Raw genomic sequence first — 16,971 nt, 5'->3', positions numbered from 1 at the left:
TGCTTTTATGGCATATTCATTAGATTTTCGAAGAATTTCTCGCATATTGTGAGAAATTCGGCAATGTTACTGAATCATCTACTATTTTCCAAATTTCGCGCAATACTATCTATCAATGCCTAAAACTAAAAGAGAAAACAGGTGAGCTTCATCACTAAGGCAAGAAAAGTTGATAGAGATAAATTAAAGAACTATCTTGAAATTCATCCAGATGGTTGTTTGACTGTCTTCAACACTCTCAAAGTTAAGGGATATACTTGAAAAAAAAGCTGTACCTACTATGAACAAGACCCTGAAAAAGTAGATATGTTCTTTAAAGAATTGAGCAACTTAACCCATCTGACTTCTGTTTATGTTTACATTGACGAGACAGGGTTTGAGACATATTTTCATCGAGAATATGGTCCCTCTTTGAAAGACCAGTTGGTAACTTGGAATTAAAACAAAATCATTGCTAAGGAGATTTTGTTATGTTAAACTTGTTCTTGTAGTTGATACATGAACAGAAAGGAGAATCTTATGATGGATACAAAATTTTCTGTTGCCCTTCACATTCTTACTATGATTAGTGAGAGCAAGGAAGTCCTCAGCTCGCAAGCCTTAGCAGAAAGTGTCGGTACCAATGCTAGTTACATTCGTAAGGTGATTGCACTTCTGAAAAATGCAGGACTCATCACTTCGCAACAAGGGCGATCAGGATACCAGTTAAGTAAGTCGCCAAAAGAGATGACTTTATTGGAAATCTATTTTGCCACCCAGGAAGTAGAACATATTAATCTCTTCCAAATTCACCAAAATGCTAACCAGGCATGTCCAGTTGGTAAGCACATTGAGAGTGCCATGTCTCCTATTTTTTCAAATGTTGAAGAACAACTTGAAAAAGAACTAGGGCAAGAAACCTTGGATAATGTCATTACCAATCTCTACCAATCAGCCAAGCAAAAATGTGTCTGACCAAGTGTCAGATTTTCTAAGAACAAACATTGACTTGTATCAGATACAAGTCTTTGAACAAAAGGAGTAAACCATGAAAGCAGCACAACACACATCTTATAACAAAAACAATATCGTACTTAACCTAACTGACATTGCTAAACCTCAAATCAAACCCAATCAAGTCCTTGTCAAAGTGACAGCGGCAGGTGTCAATCCTCTAGATAACATGATTTCTCGTGGAGATGTCAAGATGATTGTCCCTTACAAATTGCCACAAACAGCGGGTAATGAAGTTGTTGGTCTGGTTACAGAAGTTGGATCAAGTATCACCAAGTTTGAGGTTGGTGACCGTGTCTTTGGTCGTCTTCCTCTCGATAATATCGGTGCTTTTGCCGAGTATGTAGCGGTTGAGGCTACAGCCCTTGCCAAAGTTCCTGCCTATCTGACCGACGTGGAAGCGGCAGCCGTTCCTCTGACTGCCCTGACCATTATGCAGGCACTGGACCTCATGGGTGCAGAGGCTGGAAAGACCATTTTCATCTCAGGCGGGACAGGCGGTGTCGGCGGCATGGCCATTCCCATTGCCAAAGCCAAGGGCTTGACCGTCATTACCAACGGTGACGGGGCAAATGCAGAGCGGGTATTGGCACTGGGTGCTGACCAGTTTATCGACTACAAGACAGAAGATTACACCAAAATCCTCTCCCAAATCGACTATGTCTTGGACACACTTGGCGGTGCAGAAACCGAAAAACAAATGTCGATCATGAAAAAAGGTGGTCACCTGGTTTCCCTCCGTGCCATGCCAAACGGTGAATTTGCCAAACGCATGAACCTGCCAAAATGGAAACAAATCCTGCTTGGCTTGGTTGGTCGCAAGTTTGATAAAATGGCGGAAAACTACGGCGTACACTACCATTTCATCTTCGTAGAAAGTAATGGCCAGCAGCTACAAGAAGTGGCAGATATTTTCAGCAAACTAGAAATCAAACCGTCTATCGATACCGTTTATCCATTTGAAGAAGTCAACGCAGCCTTGGACAAGGTAGCCAACGGTCGCTCACGTGGAAAAACTGTCCTCAGTTTTAAATAGTAGGAATACTTATGTCTTATATCGATACCAAAAACCAATACATTACTGTCGCTGGCAATCAGATTGCCTACCGTGAACTAGGTAAGGGCAAGTCCAAACTGCCCTTGGTCATGTTAGTCCATTTGGCTGCAACCTTGGATAACTGGGATCCCAAATTGCTGGATTTACTGGCTGAAAAAGAGCACATCATCGTCCTAGACCTGCCTGGCGTCGGAGCCAGTCAAGGCAAGGTCGCTCCTACGATTCCAGGAATGGCAGAGCAGGCTTATGCTATTATCAAGGCTCTCGGCTATAAGAAAATCAACTTACTTGGTCTTTCAATGGGTGGTTTTATTGCCCAAGAAATCGTTCGTCTCGATAGTCAAATGGTTAACCGCTTGATTCTAGCAGGAACAGGCTCTCGCGGAGGTCTTGAAGTCGATAAGGTGACAGGAAAAACCTTCCGCTATATGCTGAAGGCTGGTCTGGAGCGTGTCGATCCAAAACGCTACATCTTCTACAATCATGATGAAGCAGGCCGACTGGAAGCTGAAAAAGTTTTGGGTCGTATGGGAGAAAGAAAAGTCGAGTATGCAGACAAGGACATGAATGTTCTAGGATTTTTGATACAGCTGAAGGCAATCAAACGTTGGGGCAGAGAGCCTCAAGACGATATGACCTTTATCACGCAACCAACGCTGATCGTCAACGGTGACAAGGATATGCAAGTTCAGACTGAGAACTCTTATATCATGCAGGAGAAAATCAAAAACAGTCAGCTGATCATCTATCAAAATGCAGGTCACGGGTCTATCTTCCAAAATGCAGAGGCCTTTTCAAGAGACTTGATAGCCTTTTTGGAGGAAAGTAATGCCTAAAACCATCTTAATCACAGGTTCAACGGATGGAATTGGCAAACGCTTGGCCATGAAGTCATCCTGCACGGGCGAAATAGTGAAAAGCTACGTGTAGCCCTCAGTGATATTCAGCTAAAAACAGGGAATAAAAACATTCACGGCTATCTAGCTGACTTTTCAAAGCTAGTAGATGTTTATCGTTTTAGTGAGGAGATTCGCAGAGATTTTGACAAGATTGATGTCTTGTTCAACAATGCGGGAGCCTACTTTGGAGACGCCCGTGTGGCGACGGTGGAAAATATCGAGATGGCCTTTATGCTGTCTGTCCAAGTTCCCTATATCTTGACGGCAGAGTTTCTGCCTTTGTTGGAACAAGCAGAGGCAGGTAGAGTCGTCCATACCTCTTCCTTTATGCACCATTTTGCACAAAGCAAGAGCTTGGATTTTGGCTTGGAGCAGAGCTATTCTGCAGCCATGGCCTACAACAATGCTAAACTCTATACCATTTGGTTGGCGATTGCCCAGGCAGAAGCCCTAGAAAAGCAGGGGTCATCGGTTACGGTCAATGCCTATCATCCAGGCTTGATTGCGACCAATTTGGGCAATGATGGTGTCAAGCGTAATCTCCGAAGTCAGATTTTAACAGGCTTAATGAAGCCATTTTCTAAGGACTTAGATCAAGGAATTGAAACGGGTTACTACCTCAGTCTTTCTCCTGAAGTTGCCAACATGTCAGGATGTTACTTTTCAGAAAAGAAACTAGCAAGGGTTAGTCTGAAAGGCTATGATAGAGATAAAGGACAGGTACTTTTGAATTATTGTCGGGAAAAGCTCGCCCTTTTTGAGGAGAAATGAGATGACTAAGACTATTTTAATCACAGGCTCAACAGATGGAATTGGTAGACATTTAGCTCTGACCTTGGCAAGAGATGGGCACGAGGTTATTCTCCATGGCCGTAACAAAGAAAAACTGCAAGAAACCTTGATGAGCCTTCAGCAGGAAACTGGTAGCAACCTCCTACATGCTTATCGAGCTGATTTTTCCAAAATAGAGGAAGTCAAACAGTTTAACAAAGCTATACAGCGGGACTTTAAAAAGTTAGATGTTCTCATCAATAATGCTGGAATATTTTCAGGATCTGAACAGCAGGCCAATGAGGAGAATGTCGAACTGACTTTTATGGTGTCCGTCTTGGCTCCCTATATGATTATAAAGGATTTACAGACTTTGTTAGCAAGAGCGGAAGCAGGTCGTATCATCAACACTTCTTCCTATATGCACCACTTTGCTGATACGACAGACTTAGACTTTGGTTTTGAGCGAAGCTATAGTCCTAAACTAGCTTACAATAATTCCAAACTTTATATCATTTGGCTTACTCGTTATTTTGCAGAACAGTTTGTGGACAAGAAATTGCCAATCACGGTTAATGCCTATCACCCAGGTTTAATTGCTACAAAGATGGTGACGGGAGGTAAACCAATTATAACCAAACAAGCTAACGCTAGTCAGGCATCAGAGGATAAGAATCAGCCTAAAAGTGTGGAAGAAGGTATCAAAACAGGCTATTATTTAGCTATATCAGCTGAAGTTGCTGACCAGTCTGGCCTTTATTTTGATGATTGTCAGGTCAAACCAGTTGCCGAAAAGAGCTTTTCACAAGTCAGCTTGCAAAAGCTACTGACCTATTGTGAAGACAAACTGTCAGTTTCTAAGGAGGCAAATCATGGATAAACTCATGTTGGAACCTCTCCGACTGCCAAATGGTCAGGTCTTAGAGAGCCGCTTTTTCAAGTCAGCTATGAGTGAAACCATGGCTGACAAGCAACAGGCTCCCTCAGATGACTTGATTTCTCTATATGATTACTGGGCCAAGCAGGGTATGGGCGTCCTAGTGACAGGTAATGTCATGGTGGACAGTCGCTATCTGGGAGAACCGGGCAATGTGGTCCTTGATTCAGACGCTCATTTGAATCAATTTCGAAAATGGGCAGCTGTTGGACAAAAAAACGGTGTCCCCATCTGGCTTCAGCTCAATCACCCTGGAAAACAGATGTATAGGTCCATCAATCAAGAACCCATCGCACCGAGTGCTATTCCGATTTCAGGTGGTTCAGCGTCTGCCTTTCGTCCGCCCAGAGAGATGACCGTTTTTGAGATTAAGGAAGCTAGGGATAAGTTTATTGCAGCAGGTGTTCGTGCAAAAGCTGCTGGATTTACAGGGGTACAGTTGCACGCTGCTCACGGTTATCTAATCAATCAATTCCTCTCGCCTGCAGATAATCAGCGGACAGATCTTTACGGAGGAAGTCTGGATAATCGCCTACGGTTTCTCGTTGAAATTTACCAAGGGCTTCGTGCAAAAGTGGGACCTGATTTTACCATTGCCTTGAAATTGAATGCTTCTGATTTTAAAGAAGAAGGCTTTGGATTCGAGGATTGCAAATATGTGGTAAAACGTATGTCTGAGCTAGGTATTGACCTGATTGAAATTTCAGGTGGCAATTATGAAACTCCTGTCTTTGGTGGTGAATATGAGAGTGGTGCTGGCTTTGTCACCTATGCGGTAGCCTTAGCAGACCTTACACCTGTTCCCATTGTGTCAACAGGTGGCTTTCGTAAAGTCACTCAAATGGAAGAGGCAATTGAAGAAGGTGTATCCATGATTGGACTTGCAAGGCCTTTTGTCCTGAGACCCAGTCTGGTCAATGACTACCGAGAAGACAGTGATTTACAGTTGTCAACGCCACGCTTGACAACAGGCCTTCCAAAACTTGATAAGGCATTTGGACCCATTATTGGTGTAAGTTATTACGAAGCACAGATGAAGCGTTTGGCCAAGGGAAGAAGTGTCAAAATCAGTAAAAATGCCTGGCCTTATCTTCTTCAGACAGTCAAAGTCCATGGTCTATCTGCACTGAAACCTAGAAGGAAGTGATTTATAACTCTTGGTCATACAAGGCCTGCAAAGTCCCCAAAATCACCCCCAGCTTGCTCTTGAAAAAGTTGATTGAGTTACTTGTCTCCCTTATCTTTTGTCTGTATAATAATCTAAAACGAAAGGAAAGCAAATGAATACCAAGAATTTTTACTGGGTACGAGAACCAGAAAACTACCAGATTTCAGATAAGGAAATCAGAATCACAACCCAAGCCCATACGGACTTGTGGCAGAAAACCTATTATCATTTTGTCAATGACAATGCTCCCCTACTCTTGATGGATACGGAGGAAGAGTATTTCTCCTTTACGGTTAAGACGGATTTTTCCAATAGTCATACCCGCTTTGACCAGTGTGGTGTCGTTGTTTATCAGGATTCGGAAAACTGGATTAAGGGCTCGATTGAGTATGAAAATGAAAACTTTCAGCACCTGGGCAGTGTCGTGACCAATCACGGTTTTTCAGACTGGGCAACTCAGGAAATACCTGCTTCAGTCAAGTCTATCTATTACCGTTTGAGCCGACGGGGCAGTGATTTCTGCATTGAAAACTCCAAAGACGGTGTTCATTTTGAGCAGATGCGGATTTGCCACTTACATGAAGGCAGTGGTAAAATCCATTTTGGAATCTATGCCTGCTCGCCAGAAGATTCTTCTTTTGAAGCGGTCTTTTCCGAAATGACCTTGACTGACTGCAAGTGGCTGGCCCATGACGGACAGCAACCAGATTAGCATTAAAAGAGGATTTCTCATCGAGGACATCGCCCATCGTCTAGGTTTGAGTGTGCGCACCCTACAGAGAAACTTGTCAGCTGAAAATACCAGCTTTAAGCAAGAACTACAAGCAATTCAAAAAGCCCTGGCTTTCTCTTACCTTAAGATGAGTCTCTCAACCGAAGAAATCTCTAGCCTAGTTGGCTATAGCGAGGTCAATGACTTTAGCCGAGCCTTTAAAAAATGGACAGGCATGACCATGACGGATTATAAAAAGAAAAACCATTTCAGCTAATATAGCCGAAATGGTTTTTTTCTATTTGTGATCAGGTGTTAGTACCATAGGAATAATAATGGGCTCACGCTCAGTTTTTTCATAAAGAAAAGGACGAAGAGCATTGACAATTGCACCATTAACAGATTGGATACTAGCATCTTTATTTTTTAAGGCAATGCGGATGGCATTAAAAAGGATACGTTGGCTTTCACGGATCAGATCACCTGATTCGCGCATATAGATGAAGCCACGACTTAACAAGTCTGGTCCAGCTAAAATCATCTTAGAGTTGAAGTCAACTGTAGCTACTGCTAAGACGACACCATCCTCAGCTAGATCACGGCGATCACGAAGGACAGCAGCACCGATTTCTCCGATGCGATTACCGTCAACATAGACATCTTGAGCGTTAAACTTACCAGAAATGCGAGCGGAATCCTTTGTTAAAGCAAGGACATCACCATTTTCCATGATAAAGATATTATCTTTTTCAACCCCAGTATCTACTGCTAGACCAGCATGAACTTTTTGCATACGGTATTCACCGTGAACAGGCATAAAGTACTTGGGTTTCATCAAACGAAGCATCAATTTTTGCTCTTGTTGTCCACCGTGTCCAGAGGTATGGATGTTGTTGATTTTACCATGAATCACATCCACCCCAGCTTCCTGGATCGTGTTAATCAATTTATTGACACTTGTCGTATTACCTGGAATTGGGCTAGATGAGAAAATAACAGTATCACCAGGCTGTAAAGTGACTTGACGGTGGGTCCCGTTAGCGATACGAGCTAGAGCAGCCATTGACTCCCCTTGGCTTCCTGTACACATGATGAGAATTTCAGAAGCATGGTAGTCTTTAATTTCATTAGGTTCGATAAAGGTCCCCTTTGGAACCTTGATGTAGCCAAGCTCAATACCATTAACAATAGCTTTTTCCATCGAGCGTCCAAAGACTGCGATTTTACGTCCTGTTTTCACAGCAGCCTCAGCGGCCTGTTGCAGACGGAAAATGTTTGAGGCAAAAGAAGCGAAAATGATACGCCCATGAATGCCTTCAATAATTTTCATGATGGACTGACCAACAACTTTTTCAGAATTAGTAAAAGTTGGCACTTCTGCATTGGTTGAGTCTGACAAGAGACAAAGGACACCCTCCTCACCAAGAGCAGCCATACGATGTAGATCTGCGGGCTCACCAACTGGTGTAAAGTCAAACTTAAAGTCACCTGTACAAACCACACGACCTTGAGGCGTGTGAATAACAATTCCTAAAGGCTCTGGGATAGAGTGGGTTGTCCGAAAGAAAGTAACACTGAGATTTTTGAAGGTTAACTCTGTGTTGTGGTTGATTTCATGCATCTTAGCATCACGCAGTAAACCATGCTCTTCGAGTTTTCCCTTGATTAAAGCTAGCGCTAGAGGACCTGCATAGATTGGGATATTAGCTTGTTTGAGAAGAAAAGGGATACCACCGATATGATCTTCGTGTCCATGAGTAATCACAAGTGCTTTGACACGATCAATATTTTCGACAATGTAAGAATAATCAGGGATAACATAGTCAATCCCTAAGAGATCATCCTCAGGAAACTTAATCCCAGCATCAACAATGATAATTTCATCTTGGTATTCAATACCGTAAGTGTTCTTACCAATCTCACCAAGGCCACCGATGGCATAAACCCCAACTTCTTCGGGTTTTAAATTGATATTTGACATCTTACAACTCCGTTAATTCAAAGACACCTGTTTCTTTTTCATATTCAAGGTGTTTGTCAGATAATAACTCAACAAACTCAATATTATAGTCTGTTTTGTCCTCAACAAGTTTACGCGCAATAATACGTCCTTCAAGTTCAGTTGAAGCTTCCACCTCTACATAGAGGGCTTTGGTTTGTTCACGTTTTGGGCTACGGTCTTTGCGTTCTTGATAAAATACTTTATAAATCATGAGATTTCCTTTCTGGTTTTGAATGGGTTAAGCCCATCTGAATTGAACTAATAAAAAGAGAGTGGGCCAAATGTGACTTGCAAAAGCGTCAGACTCCCACCCCAAGATTGGTTGACTACTTTTTTTAAAAGATGATAGCAGATGACCACTGGGTTAAGTGACTGTTAAATAGCCACCTCATATTCAATTGTTATAGTGTAATGGATTTAACCTTGATTCGTTGCAATTATCACAATTATATCATACAATAAAGGATAGAATCAAGTGAGGACAGTTAAGAAATGAAAGTTTTATCCTTTGATACATCAAGTCAAGCGCTCTCTTTAGCCTTGTTAGAAGATGAGCAATTACAAGGGGAGCTAACCCTTAATATTAAAAAAAATCATAGTATCAGCCTCATGCCAAGCATTGATTTTTTGATGCAACAAGTGGGCTGGCAACCGAGTGATTTGGACCGTATCGCTGTGGCACAAGGTCCAGGTTCTTACACAGGCTTGCGTGTTGCAGTAGCAACGGCTAAGACCTTAGCTTACAGTTTAAAGATTGATCTAGTGGGGGTGTCTAGCTTACAAACTATTGCCTTAAATCACCCTAGCTCACATCTGGTGGTACCAGTGATGGATGCTCGTCGAAACAATGTTTATGTCGGTTTTTATGAAAAAGGCAGAGCGATCAAGCCAGATTGTCATGCTAGCTTTGAGCAAGTCTTAGAAGCCGTCAAAGGCTACGAAAAGGTCAGCTTTGTTGGGGAGGTTGGCAATTTTTCTGATCAGATTAAAAATGCTCTCCCAAAAGCAGAGATTACTCCAGTTCTTCCAAGTGCCTATGAGATAGGGAAAGTTGCCTTGTCGCTAGATCCTGTCGCTATTGATGCTTTTGTGCCAGAATACTTGAAAAAAGTAGAAGCTGAGGAAAATTGGTTAAAAACAAATCAAGAAACAGATACAGATTACATTAAGCGAGTTTAAGATGCTGGAAGATAAAAGAGAAGATTTAGCCCAGTCAGTTTTTGCTATTTTAGAAGACGTTTACATACAGTCGCCTTGGACTTACCAACAAGTCTTGACGGACTTATCCCAACCTCAAGCAGAGTATTTTTATGTGTACGAAGACGGAGAAATGGTAGGCTTTTTATCCCTTCAACATCTGGTGGGGGAGTGTGAGCTGACGAATATTGCCGTTAAAAAATCCCATCAATCCAAAGGATTTGGGGAACGTTTGATGACTTTTTTAGTCGATCTTGGTGTGCCTGTTTTTCTAGAAGTTAGAGAGAGTAACCGCTCTGCCCAAACCTTATATGCTAAATTTGGTTTTGAAGTAGTCGGTAAGCGAAAAAACTATTATCAAGCACCATCAGAAGATGCTATTCTAATGAAAAGAGATAGAGGATAAAAAATGACAACAGATCAATATATTTTAGCTATTGAGTCTTCCTGTGATGAGACCAGTGTAGCTGTATTAAAAAATGGTAAGGAACTATTATCTAATATCATTGCTAGTCAAGTGGAGAGCCACAAGCGTTTTGGTGGTGTCGTCCCTGAGGTAGCCAGTCGCCATCATGTGGAGGTTATCACGACTTGTATTGAGGATGCCTTATTAGAAGCAGGGATTGTAGCTAGTGACTTGGATGCAATTGCGGTTACCTACGGACCAGGTTTAGTGGGAGCACTTTTGGTTGGAATGGCGGCAGCTAAGGCATTTGCTTGGGCACATGGCTTACCCTTAATTCCAGTCAATCATATGGCAGGTCACCTAATGGCAGCAAGAGAAGTTGAGGAGCTAGAGTATCCTTTACTTGCTTTATTGGTGTCAGGAGGACACACAGAGCTTGTTTATGTGACAGCACCTGGAGAGTACCATATCGTTGGAGAAACGCGAGATGATGCTGTTGGTGAAGCTTATGATAAGGTTGGTCGTGTCATGGGGCTGACTTATCCTGCTGGACGTGAAATTGATGAGTTAGCCCATAAAGGACAGGATGTTTATCAGTTTCCTCGTGCTATGATTAAAGAAGACCATCTAGAGTTTTCTTTCTCAGGTTTGAAGTCTGCCTTTATCAATCTGCACCACAATGCTCAGCAAAAATGTGAGGATTTGGTATTGGAGGATCTTTGTGCCTCGTTTCAAGCAGCTGTTTTAGACATTCTTTTGGCTAAGACGAAAAAAGCGCTAGAGCGCTACCCTGTTAATACATTAGTGGTTGCAGGTGGCGTCGCTGCCAATCAAGGCTTACGAGAACGCTTAGCAGAGGAGATAAGGGATGTTAAGGTTGTTATCCCTCCTTTACGACTTTGTGGAGACAATGCTGGTATGATTGCTTATGCAGCAGCAGTAGAGTATGATAAGGGCAATTTTGCCTCCTTAGACCTTAATGCCAAGCCGAGTTTGGCATTTGACAATTTAGAAAACTAAATCCATAAGCACCCTTGCTATATTGCCAAGGGTGTTTTATAATAGGGCAATCACTAACTGTAGAAGGAGTTTTTTTATGTTTAAAGAAATGCAGCTTGGGGCAAAAGCGGCAACTCCAACTGTTTTGGGTTATCTCTCTATTGGCTTAGCCTGTGGAATAGTAGGGAGTAAAGCTGGATTATCCCCATTTGAGATGGGGATAATGTGTTTACTGGTTTACTCAGGGAGTGGGCAATTTGTTTTATGTGCCATGCTTCTGACCAAGGCACCTTTATCCACCATTGCCATGACGGTATTTTTGATTAATATTAGGCACTTTTTGATGAATCTTCATGTGTCCACAATTTTTCCACAAGCTAAGCTATATCAACAAGTGCTGATTGGCTCCTTTATGACTGATGAGAGTTATGGGGTCTTATTGGGACATCGTTTGGAGCAAAAAGTTATCTCTCCTTTTTGGATGTATGGGAATAACTTTGCAGGCTACTTGTCTTGGTTTTTGGCAACGGTTGTAGGGACTATCTTAGGAGGTTTAATTCCAAATCCAGATCGTTTTGGGATTGACTTTGCTTTAGTTGCTATGTTTGTAGCTATTTTGGTTAATCAACTCGAAGGGATGATTAGGCGTATCTCGGTGAAAAAAGTCGCTTGGATTTTGCTAAGTGTTTTTATTTCCTATTTTATATTAGCTATTATTGTGAGTGAGTCTTTGGCGGTTTTAGGTGCCACCCTTTTAGGATGTTTTGTGGGGGTAATGATCAATGATTAGTGCATATGTTTTTTGGGCCATTTTTTTAGCAGCCTTGGTCACATGGATTCCTCGTATTTTGCCTTATTTCTTAGTGAAATTGGCTAAATTACCGGATAAGGTTGTTCAGTTTCTAAGCTACTTGCCGATTACCATCATCTTTGCCTTGATTTTATCTAGTATTTTCACAGAGGAAGTTACTCAGCTACCTCGCTTAAAATGGGTTGAGTTTTTAGCTGTTTTACCGACTTTTTTTGTTGTTGCTAAGACGAAAAATGTGATGTTGGCTGTAGCAGTTGGGATTATCTGTGTTGCATTTTTGCGTTTTGTTATGTAAGGAGGATAGAATGTTACATTTTGAAAATGACTACAATGAAGGCTGTCACCCCAAACTTTTAGCAGCCTTGGTCAAAAGTAATGAGGAAAACCTATCAGGCTATGGTACAGATAGTTATACGCAGTCTGCTATCGAAAAGATTAGAGAGGCTTGTCAGTTAGATGAGGCGGAGGTTGTTTTTCTGACAGGAGGAACACAGACTAATCAAGTTGCGATTGCCAGCTTATTGCAGTCTTATGAAGGCGTTATTGCAGCAGAGACAGGGCATATTGCCTTGCATGAAGCTGGTGCTATTGAATATACGGGACACAAAGTTCTAACGCTACCCCACCAAGATGGCAAGCTATCAGCAAAAGCTGTAGCTGATTACCTGGAAACCTTTTATGCAGATGGTAACCACAGCCACATGGTTTATCCTGGGATGGTTTATATTTCCCATCCGACCGAATATGGAACACTCTATAGCCAGCAAGAGTTAGAAGATTTATCTCGAATTTGTCACGATTATCAGATTCCTCTCTTTTTAGATGGTGCACGTCTAGGCTATGGTTTAGCTGCCAAGGAGACAGATCTTGATTTACCTACAATTGCAAGACTCTGCTCAGTTTTTTATATCGGTGGCACAAAAATGGGAGCTCTAGCAGGTGAAGCCTTGGTCTTTACCAAAAAGAACATGCCAAAGCACTTTATGACCATTGTCAAACAACACGGTGCCTTGTTAGCTAAGGGACGTTTGTATGGGATTCAGTTTGATCAGTTTTTTACAGACAGTCTCTATATGGAAATCGGGAAAAAGGCGTTAGTTTTAGCAGAAGAATTAAAAGCTATTTTAAAAGAAAAAGGTTATCGTTTTTATTTAGAATCCCCAACCAACCAGCAGTTTATTATTGTTGAAAATAGCCAGCTAGATTCACTTTCTCAAAACATCGCTTATAGTTTTTGGGAAAAGTATGATGATAAGCATACAGTCATTCGTCTAGCAACCAGCTGGTCAACGACAGATGACGATATAAAAGCATTACGCGACATACTATAGCATAAAAAGAGGCTAGACCGTGGTATTGGTTTAGCCTTGCTTATTGTTTATTGGAGGTTTAATACCTTGGTGTTCCTGCCACCCAGCCTGTGCAGAGGGCAGAAGTGATGTTGAAGCCACCTGTATGGGCGTTAATATCTAACACTTCTCCTGCAAAATGAAGTCCAGGAACTTTTTTACTTTCCAGGGTCTTAGGATTGATTTCTTTTAAATCTACGCCACCCTTAGTGACAAAAGATTTAGCTAAAGACATTTTTCCTGTGATGTTGATAGGAAAAGCTTTGAGGTTTTCCACAAGGCCTTGCTTTTCTTGTGGAGAAAGTTGCTTGATTTTTTCTGGGAAAGGCTGCGCTAAAAAATCAGCTAGACGTTCAGGCAGTAAGCCTTTTAAGACATTTTTACAGGATTTTTCACGTTGTGCTTCAAATAAGGTCAACAATTCTTCCTCACTTGTTTGTGGAAGAAAATCAAGATGTGCTGTTTCTCCTCCTTTTACAAAGCTAGATAGTCGCAGAGCAGCAGGACCAGAAAGTCCAAAATGGGTAAAGAGTAGGTCATGCGTGATAAGGTGTTTACCATAGCTCAAGGTCACATCATCTAAGGAGATTCCTTGGAGTGCTTTATGCGGAAAATCGGTTAAGAGGGGACTTTCAGCGGCTTCAAGAGCTGTCACCTCTAGTTTGAAGTGTCGGGCAATCTCATGACCGAATCCTGTGGATCCTGTGGATGGGTAAGACTTTCCGCCAGTAGTGACAATGAGTTTGTCACAGGTAAAATGAGTATCATTAGATTTGATGTGGAAAAGTTGATCTATTTTTTTGACTGAAACCACTTCAAACTGCGTTTTGATCTGCCCACCCAGTTCTAGTATCTTCTTTTCCAAACAATCGATAATCGTTCGAGATTTATCCGTTGTGGGAAACATTCGTCCGTGGTCTTCTACTTTGAGTTTGACGCCGTTTTCTTCAAAAAAGTTAATAATATCATGATTGTCAAACTGTGAGAAGACACTGTAGAGGAAGCGACCATTTCCTGGGATACCAGCCAATAGGTCGTCAAGACTACCATTATTGGTGACATTACAACGTCCACCACCAGTTCCAGCTAATTTTTTACCGAGTTTACGATTTTTTTCAAGGAGGAGAGTTTTTTGACCGTAGAAGCTAGAAGCAATAGTTGCCATCATGCCTGCAGGCCCTCCTCCGATTACGATAGTATCAAAATGTGTCATGTTTTTATTTTACCATAAAAGCACTATTTTTCACTAATGTGAGGTGTCAAGTCAGATTGACAGTTGTTGTCAACTGTGCTATCATAAATGAAATAATAATCGAGGTGAACATAGAATGTCAGTTGAAAAAACCGTTAGTGAAATTGCTGAGATTTTGGGTGTCAGTCGTCAAGCTGTCAACAACCGTGTCAAGTCTCTTCCAGAAGAAGATTTAACCAAAAATGACAAAGGGGTGACAGTGGTTAAGCGTGAAGGACTGTTAAAGCTTGAGCAGATTTACAATAAGACCATTTTTGAAGATCAACCTGTGAAAGAAGAGGCTAATGACCGTGAGTTACTACAAATCTTAGTAGATGAAAAAAATACTGAGATCACACGTCTCTATGATCAGATCAAGGCTAAGGACGTGCAACTAGCTGAAAAAGATGAACAATTGCGTGTCAAGGATGTTCAAATCGCAGAAAAAGATAAGCAGCTAGATCAACAACAACAGTTGACTTTGGCAGCGATGGAAGATAGTAAAAAGTTACAATTAGCTTTGAATGAAGCCAAAGCTGAAGTGGAAGAAATTCAAAGCCAAAAAGAAGTTGAAGCTCGTAAAGGTTTCTTTGCACGTCTTTTTAAAAAATAAGTAGATAAGATAAAAAGAGTGGGGTGTTGATATGGTTTCCACTCTTTTTTGGAGGAAATGAGATGAAGACATTAACAGAGTATATTGCTTTTGATTTGGAATTTAATACAGTTGATGATGTCAGCCATATTATTCAAGTTTCAGCGGTGCGTTATTGTCAAGGGATTGAAGTTGACAGTTTTGACAGCTATGTTTACAGTAGGGTTCCTTTACAGAGTTTTATCAATGGTTTAACAGGTATTACAGCTGAAAAAATTCAATCGGCACCACAGATAGAGCAGGTGTTAGCGAGTTTTAAAGATTTTGTAGGTCAAGTCCCTTTAATTGGCTATAATGCTCAAAAAAGTGACCTTCCTTTGCTATTAGAAAATGGATTGGATTTGACCTCGCTTTATCAAGTTGATCTTTATGATCAAGCCTTTGAACGCCGTAGCACAGATTTGAATGGGATTGCTAATTTAAAATTACAGACAGTCGCTAATTTTTTAGACATTAAAGGTCAAGGACACAATAGCTTGGAGGATGCACGGATGACAGCCCAAGTCTATGAAAAATTCCTTGAGTTTGATGAAAACCGTCAACTTCTAGAAAAACAAGAAGAAGTGAGCATTGACAATCCTTTTGCAAGTCTGGGAAATTGGTTGGATTGATAAAAAAATCACCTTAGGTAAGGGCTTGTTTGTGACCTAGGGTGATCTTCTATAATGGATAGGAACAAAGGGAAATCAGGTGCACAGGATTTACACGTTGTCTCATCAGTATATAGAAAGAAGGTGTAGGAAATGTCTGATACCTATTCGACAAGGGAGTTGGCAAAGCTAGCTGGTGTGTCAGTTCGAACAGTGCAGTACTATGACCAACGAGGTATTTTAGTACCCTCTGAGTTGACAGAGGGTGGTCGGCGTATTTATAGCGATAGGGATTTACAACAGCTGAAAATGATCTGTTTTCTAAGGGAGATGGATTTTTCCATAGAACAGATAAAAAGCTTACTGGCTGAGGACGATTCTAGCGTAGTCCTTGAATTGATCTTACAGGAGCACATTGGACATTTAAAAATGGTCCTTTTAGAACAGAAGACTAAACTTGATACAGCTGCCACTCTGCTTAACAGTTTGAAAACCTATCCCAACTCTTCACTTGAGACTCTATCAGACGTTTCGCTTATCATGAAAAATCAAAAACTTTGGCATCAGACTTTTAGGTTATTTTTCCTTTATCTACTAGGAATTGTAGTGGTTGTTACGTTAGCTTTTCATTGGGCAGATCAAAGGCACTCTCTTTTATTAGGAGGATTAATAGCTGCAGCCTTTTTAGTGGGGGTTTATGGTCTTACCCGATATTACTATCAAAAAATGGTTTATCTATGTCCGCACTGCCACAAGACTTTTAAGCCTACTTATCTGTCTTTTATAAAGGCAAAGCATACACCTAAAACACGAAAACTAAGCTGTCCGAATTGTAAGGCCATCTCCTACTGTTTGGAGCTAGCGAAGGAGCGCAGTAAATAAAGAGAGCTGGTGTCCAATGCCATTACATTAAGTTGTTACCCCATAAAAAAACTATTCCCACATGTATGATGTGGGAATAGTTTTTTATATTAGCTTTTTATTCAAATCGTTTTTGATAGATCTTATTAAATAGCCATTGTAAGTTCACGCTTGGTTTTATTTCCATCTTTTCAACAATGGGATTGATCACCTCATCCACATAGCTCTGTGCCTTTTTTTGTCTGACAGCACTCTTGTCATAAATGTCTTTCTTGGTATCAGATTTTTGATAAGAGTATCTATAAAATTTCCCACTTTTTGTAAAGTAATAGAAAC

Annotated in this window: 18 protein-coding genes and 4 pseudogenes; 18 read left to right on the top strand and 4 right to left on the bottom strand. The window is 41.2% G+C overall.

Annotated features, from left to right (window positions below):
* Nucleotides 1-7 precede the first annotated feature (7 nt).
* The 9 genes and pseudogenes from ACQRDX_RS06760 to ACQRDX_RS06720 all read left to right on the top strand — a co-directional run.
* Nucleotides 8-429: pseudogene (locus ACQRDX_RS06760) on the top strand (IS630 transposase-related protein); the annotation flags it as partial.
* 93 nt (nucleotides 430-522) lie between these two features.
* Complete coding sequence (locus ACQRDX_RS06755) at nucleotides 523-954, top strand: Rrf2 family transcriptional regulator (RefSeq protein ID WP_427895541.1); 432 nt, start codon at nucleotides 523-525, stop codon at nucleotides 952-954.
* 73 nt (nucleotides 955-1,027) lie between these two features.
* A complete protein-coding gene (locus ACQRDX_RS06750) occupies nucleotides 1,028-2,029 on the top strand; it encodes an NADP-dependent oxidoreductase (RefSeq protein WP_427895513.1) in 1,002 nt (333 codons plus the stop codon).
* A gap of 11 nt (nucleotides 2,030-2,040) precedes the next feature.
* Nucleotides 2,041-2,886 (top strand): alpha/beta fold hydrolase, encoded by an 846-nt coding sequence (locus ACQRDX_RS06745; protein WP_427895515.1) that lies wholly within the window; start codon nucleotides 2,041-2,043, stop codon nucleotides 2,884-2,886.
* Nucleotides 2,879-3,720: pseudogene (locus ACQRDX_RS06740) on the top strand (SDR family NAD(P)-dependent oxidoreductase). Before ACQRDX_RS06745 ends, ACQRDX_RS06740 begins: the two are co-directional and overlap by 8 nt.
* Before the next feature lies 1 nt (nucleotide 3,721).
* Nucleotides 3,722-4,600, top strand: a complete 879-nt coding sequence (locus tag ACQRDX_RS06735; RefSeq protein ID WP_427895517.1) for an SDR family NAD(P)-dependent oxidoreductase — start codon at nucleotides 3,722-3,724, stop codon at nucleotides 4,598-4,600.
* Nucleotides 4,593-5,804 (top strand): NADH:flavin oxidoreductase/NADH oxidase family protein, encoded by a 1,212-nt coding sequence (locus ACQRDX_RS06730; RefSeq protein ID WP_427895519.1) that lies wholly within the window; start codon nucleotides 4,593-4,595, stop codon nucleotides 5,802-5,804. Before ACQRDX_RS06735 ends, ACQRDX_RS06730 begins: the two co-directional genes overlap by 8 nt.
* A 133-nt stretch (nucleotides 5,805-5,937) precedes the next feature.
* Nucleotides 5,938-6,537: a DUF1349 domain-containing protein gene (locus ACQRDX_RS06725; RefSeq protein ID WP_427895521.1), complete on the top strand. Its 600-nt coding sequence runs from the start codon at nucleotides 5,938-5,940 to the stop codon at nucleotides 6,535-6,537.
* Between the two features lie 13 nt (nucleotides 6,538-6,550).
* Nucleotides 6,551-6,814 (top strand): annotated as a pseudogene (locus tag ACQRDX_RS06720) (helix-turn-helix domain-containing protein); the annotation flags it as partial.
* A 21-nt stretch (nucleotides 6,815-6,835) separates the two neighbouring features.
* On the opposite strand, the gene rnjA reads toward ACQRDX_RS06720, so the two are convergent.
* Together rnjA and ACQRDX_RS06710 are read right to left on the bottom strand one after the other, a co-directional pair.
* Nucleotides 6,836-8,518 carry a ribonuclease J1 gene (gene rnjA, locus ACQRDX_RS06715; protein ID WP_354369631.1) on the bottom strand — a complete coding sequence of 561 codons (1,683 nt, stop codon included), beginning with the start codon at nucleotides 8,516-8,518 and terminating at the stop codon, nucleotides 6,836-6,838.
* A 1-nt stretch (nucleotide 8,519) separates the two neighbouring features.
* Nucleotides 8,520-8,750, bottom strand: a complete 231-nt coding sequence (locus ACQRDX_RS06710; RefSeq protein WP_354369630.1) for a DNA-dependent RNA polymerase subunit epsilon — start codon at nucleotides 8,748-8,750, stop codon at nucleotides 8,520-8,522.
* A 281-nt stretch (nucleotides 8,751-9,031) separates the two neighbouring features.
* Here ACQRDX_RS06710 and tsaB point away from each other — a divergent pair, with 281 nt between their 5' ends.
* From tsaB to ACQRDX_RS06680, 6 genes are all read left to right on the top strand, one after another.
* Nucleotides 9,032-9,718, top strand: coding sequence for a tRNA (adenosine(37)-N6)-threonylcarbamoyltransferase complex dimerization subunit type 1 TsaB (tsaB, locus tag ACQRDX_RS06705; RefSeq protein ID WP_427895524.1), 687 nt, complete (start codon nucleotides 9,032-9,034; stop codon nucleotides 9,716-9,718).
* Between the two features lies 1 nt (nucleotide 9,719).
* A complete protein-coding gene (gene rimI, locus ACQRDX_RS06700) occupies nucleotides 9,720-10,142 on the top strand; it encodes a ribosomal protein S18-alanine N-acetyltransferase (protein ID WP_354369628.1) in 423 nt (140 codons plus the stop codon).
* A gap of 3 nt (nucleotides 10,143-10,145) precedes the next feature.
* Nucleotides 10,146-11,162, top strand: coding sequence for a tRNA (adenosine(37)-N6)-threonylcarbamoyltransferase complex transferase subunit TsaD (tsaD, locus tag ACQRDX_RS06695; protein WP_427895526.1), 1,017 nt, complete (start codon nucleotides 10,146-10,148; stop codon nucleotides 11,160-11,162).
* A gap of 76 nt (nucleotides 11,163-11,238) precedes the next feature.
* Entirely contained in the window at nucleotides 11,239-11,931 is a 693-nt protein-coding gene (locus ACQRDX_RS06690) for an AzlC family ABC transporter permease (protein ID WP_427895528.1), read from the top strand.
* The gene (locus ACQRDX_RS06685; protein ID WP_354369625.1) at nucleotides 11,924-12,247 is read left to right on the top strand and encodes an AzlD domain-containing protein; all 324 of its coding nucleotides are present in this window, start codon (nucleotides 11,924-11,926) and stop codon (nucleotides 12,245-12,247) included. The genes ACQRDX_RS06690 and ACQRDX_RS06685 overlap by 8 nt, the downstream gene beginning before the upstream one ends.
* Before the next feature lie 10 nt (nucleotides 12,248-12,257).
* On the top strand, nucleotides 12,258-13,283 hold the full coding sequence (locus ACQRDX_RS06680) for a threonine aldolase family protein (protein WP_427895530.1): 1,026 nt from the start codon (nucleotides 12,258-12,260) through the stop codon (nucleotides 13,281-13,283).
* Between the two features lie 58 nt (nucleotides 13,284-13,341).
* Here the strand turns inward: ACQRDX_RS06680 and ACQRDX_RS06675 are convergent, their stop codons facing one another.
* Complete coding sequence (locus ACQRDX_RS06675; RefSeq protein WP_427895532.1) at nucleotides 13,342-14,514, bottom strand: NAD(P)/FAD-dependent oxidoreductase; 1,173 nt, start codon at nucleotides 14,512-14,514, stop codon at nucleotides 13,342-13,344.
* A gap of 115 nt (nucleotides 14,515-14,629) precedes the next feature.
* Here ACQRDX_RS06675 and ACQRDX_RS06670 point away from each other — a divergent pair, with 115 nt between their 5' ends.
* The 3 genes from ACQRDX_RS06670 (at nucleotide 14,630) to ACQRDX_RS06660 (ending at nucleotide 16,656) form a co-directional block, all read left to right on the top strand.
* A complete protein-coding gene (locus ACQRDX_RS06670; protein ID WP_354369622.1) occupies nucleotides 14,630-15,145 on the top strand; it encodes a DUF536 domain-containing protein in 516 nt (171 codons plus the stop codon).
* A 62-nt stretch (nucleotides 15,146-15,207) separates the two neighbouring features.
* Nucleotides 15,208-15,795: a 3'-5' exonuclease gene (locus tag ACQRDX_RS06665; protein ID WP_427895535.1), complete on the top strand. Its 588-nt coding sequence runs from the start codon at nucleotides 15,208-15,210 to the stop codon at nucleotides 15,793-15,795.
* 132 nt (nucleotides 15,796-15,927) lie between these two features.
* Nucleotides 15,928-16,656: a MerR family transcriptional regulator gene (locus tag ACQRDX_RS06660; protein ID WP_427895537.1), complete on the top strand. Its 729-nt coding sequence runs from the start codon at nucleotides 15,928-15,930 to the stop codon at nucleotides 16,654-16,656.
* 97 nt (nucleotides 16,657-16,753) lie between these two features.
* On the opposite strand, the pseudogene ACQRDX_RS06655 reads toward ACQRDX_RS06660, so the two are convergent.
* Nucleotides 16,754-16,971 (bottom strand): annotated as a pseudogene (locus tag ACQRDX_RS06655) (hypothetical protein); the annotation flags it as partial.

Origin of the sequence: Streptococcus sp. SGI.013, assembly GCF_050315295.1 — a bacterium.
GTDB classification, from domain to species: Bacteria; Bacillota; Bacilli; order Lactobacillales; family Streptococcaceae; genus Streptococcus; species Streptococcus porcorum.
The sequence above is the reverse complement of the archived record's forward strand: the minus strand, read 5'-3'. Positions and strand labels throughout refer to the sequence as shown.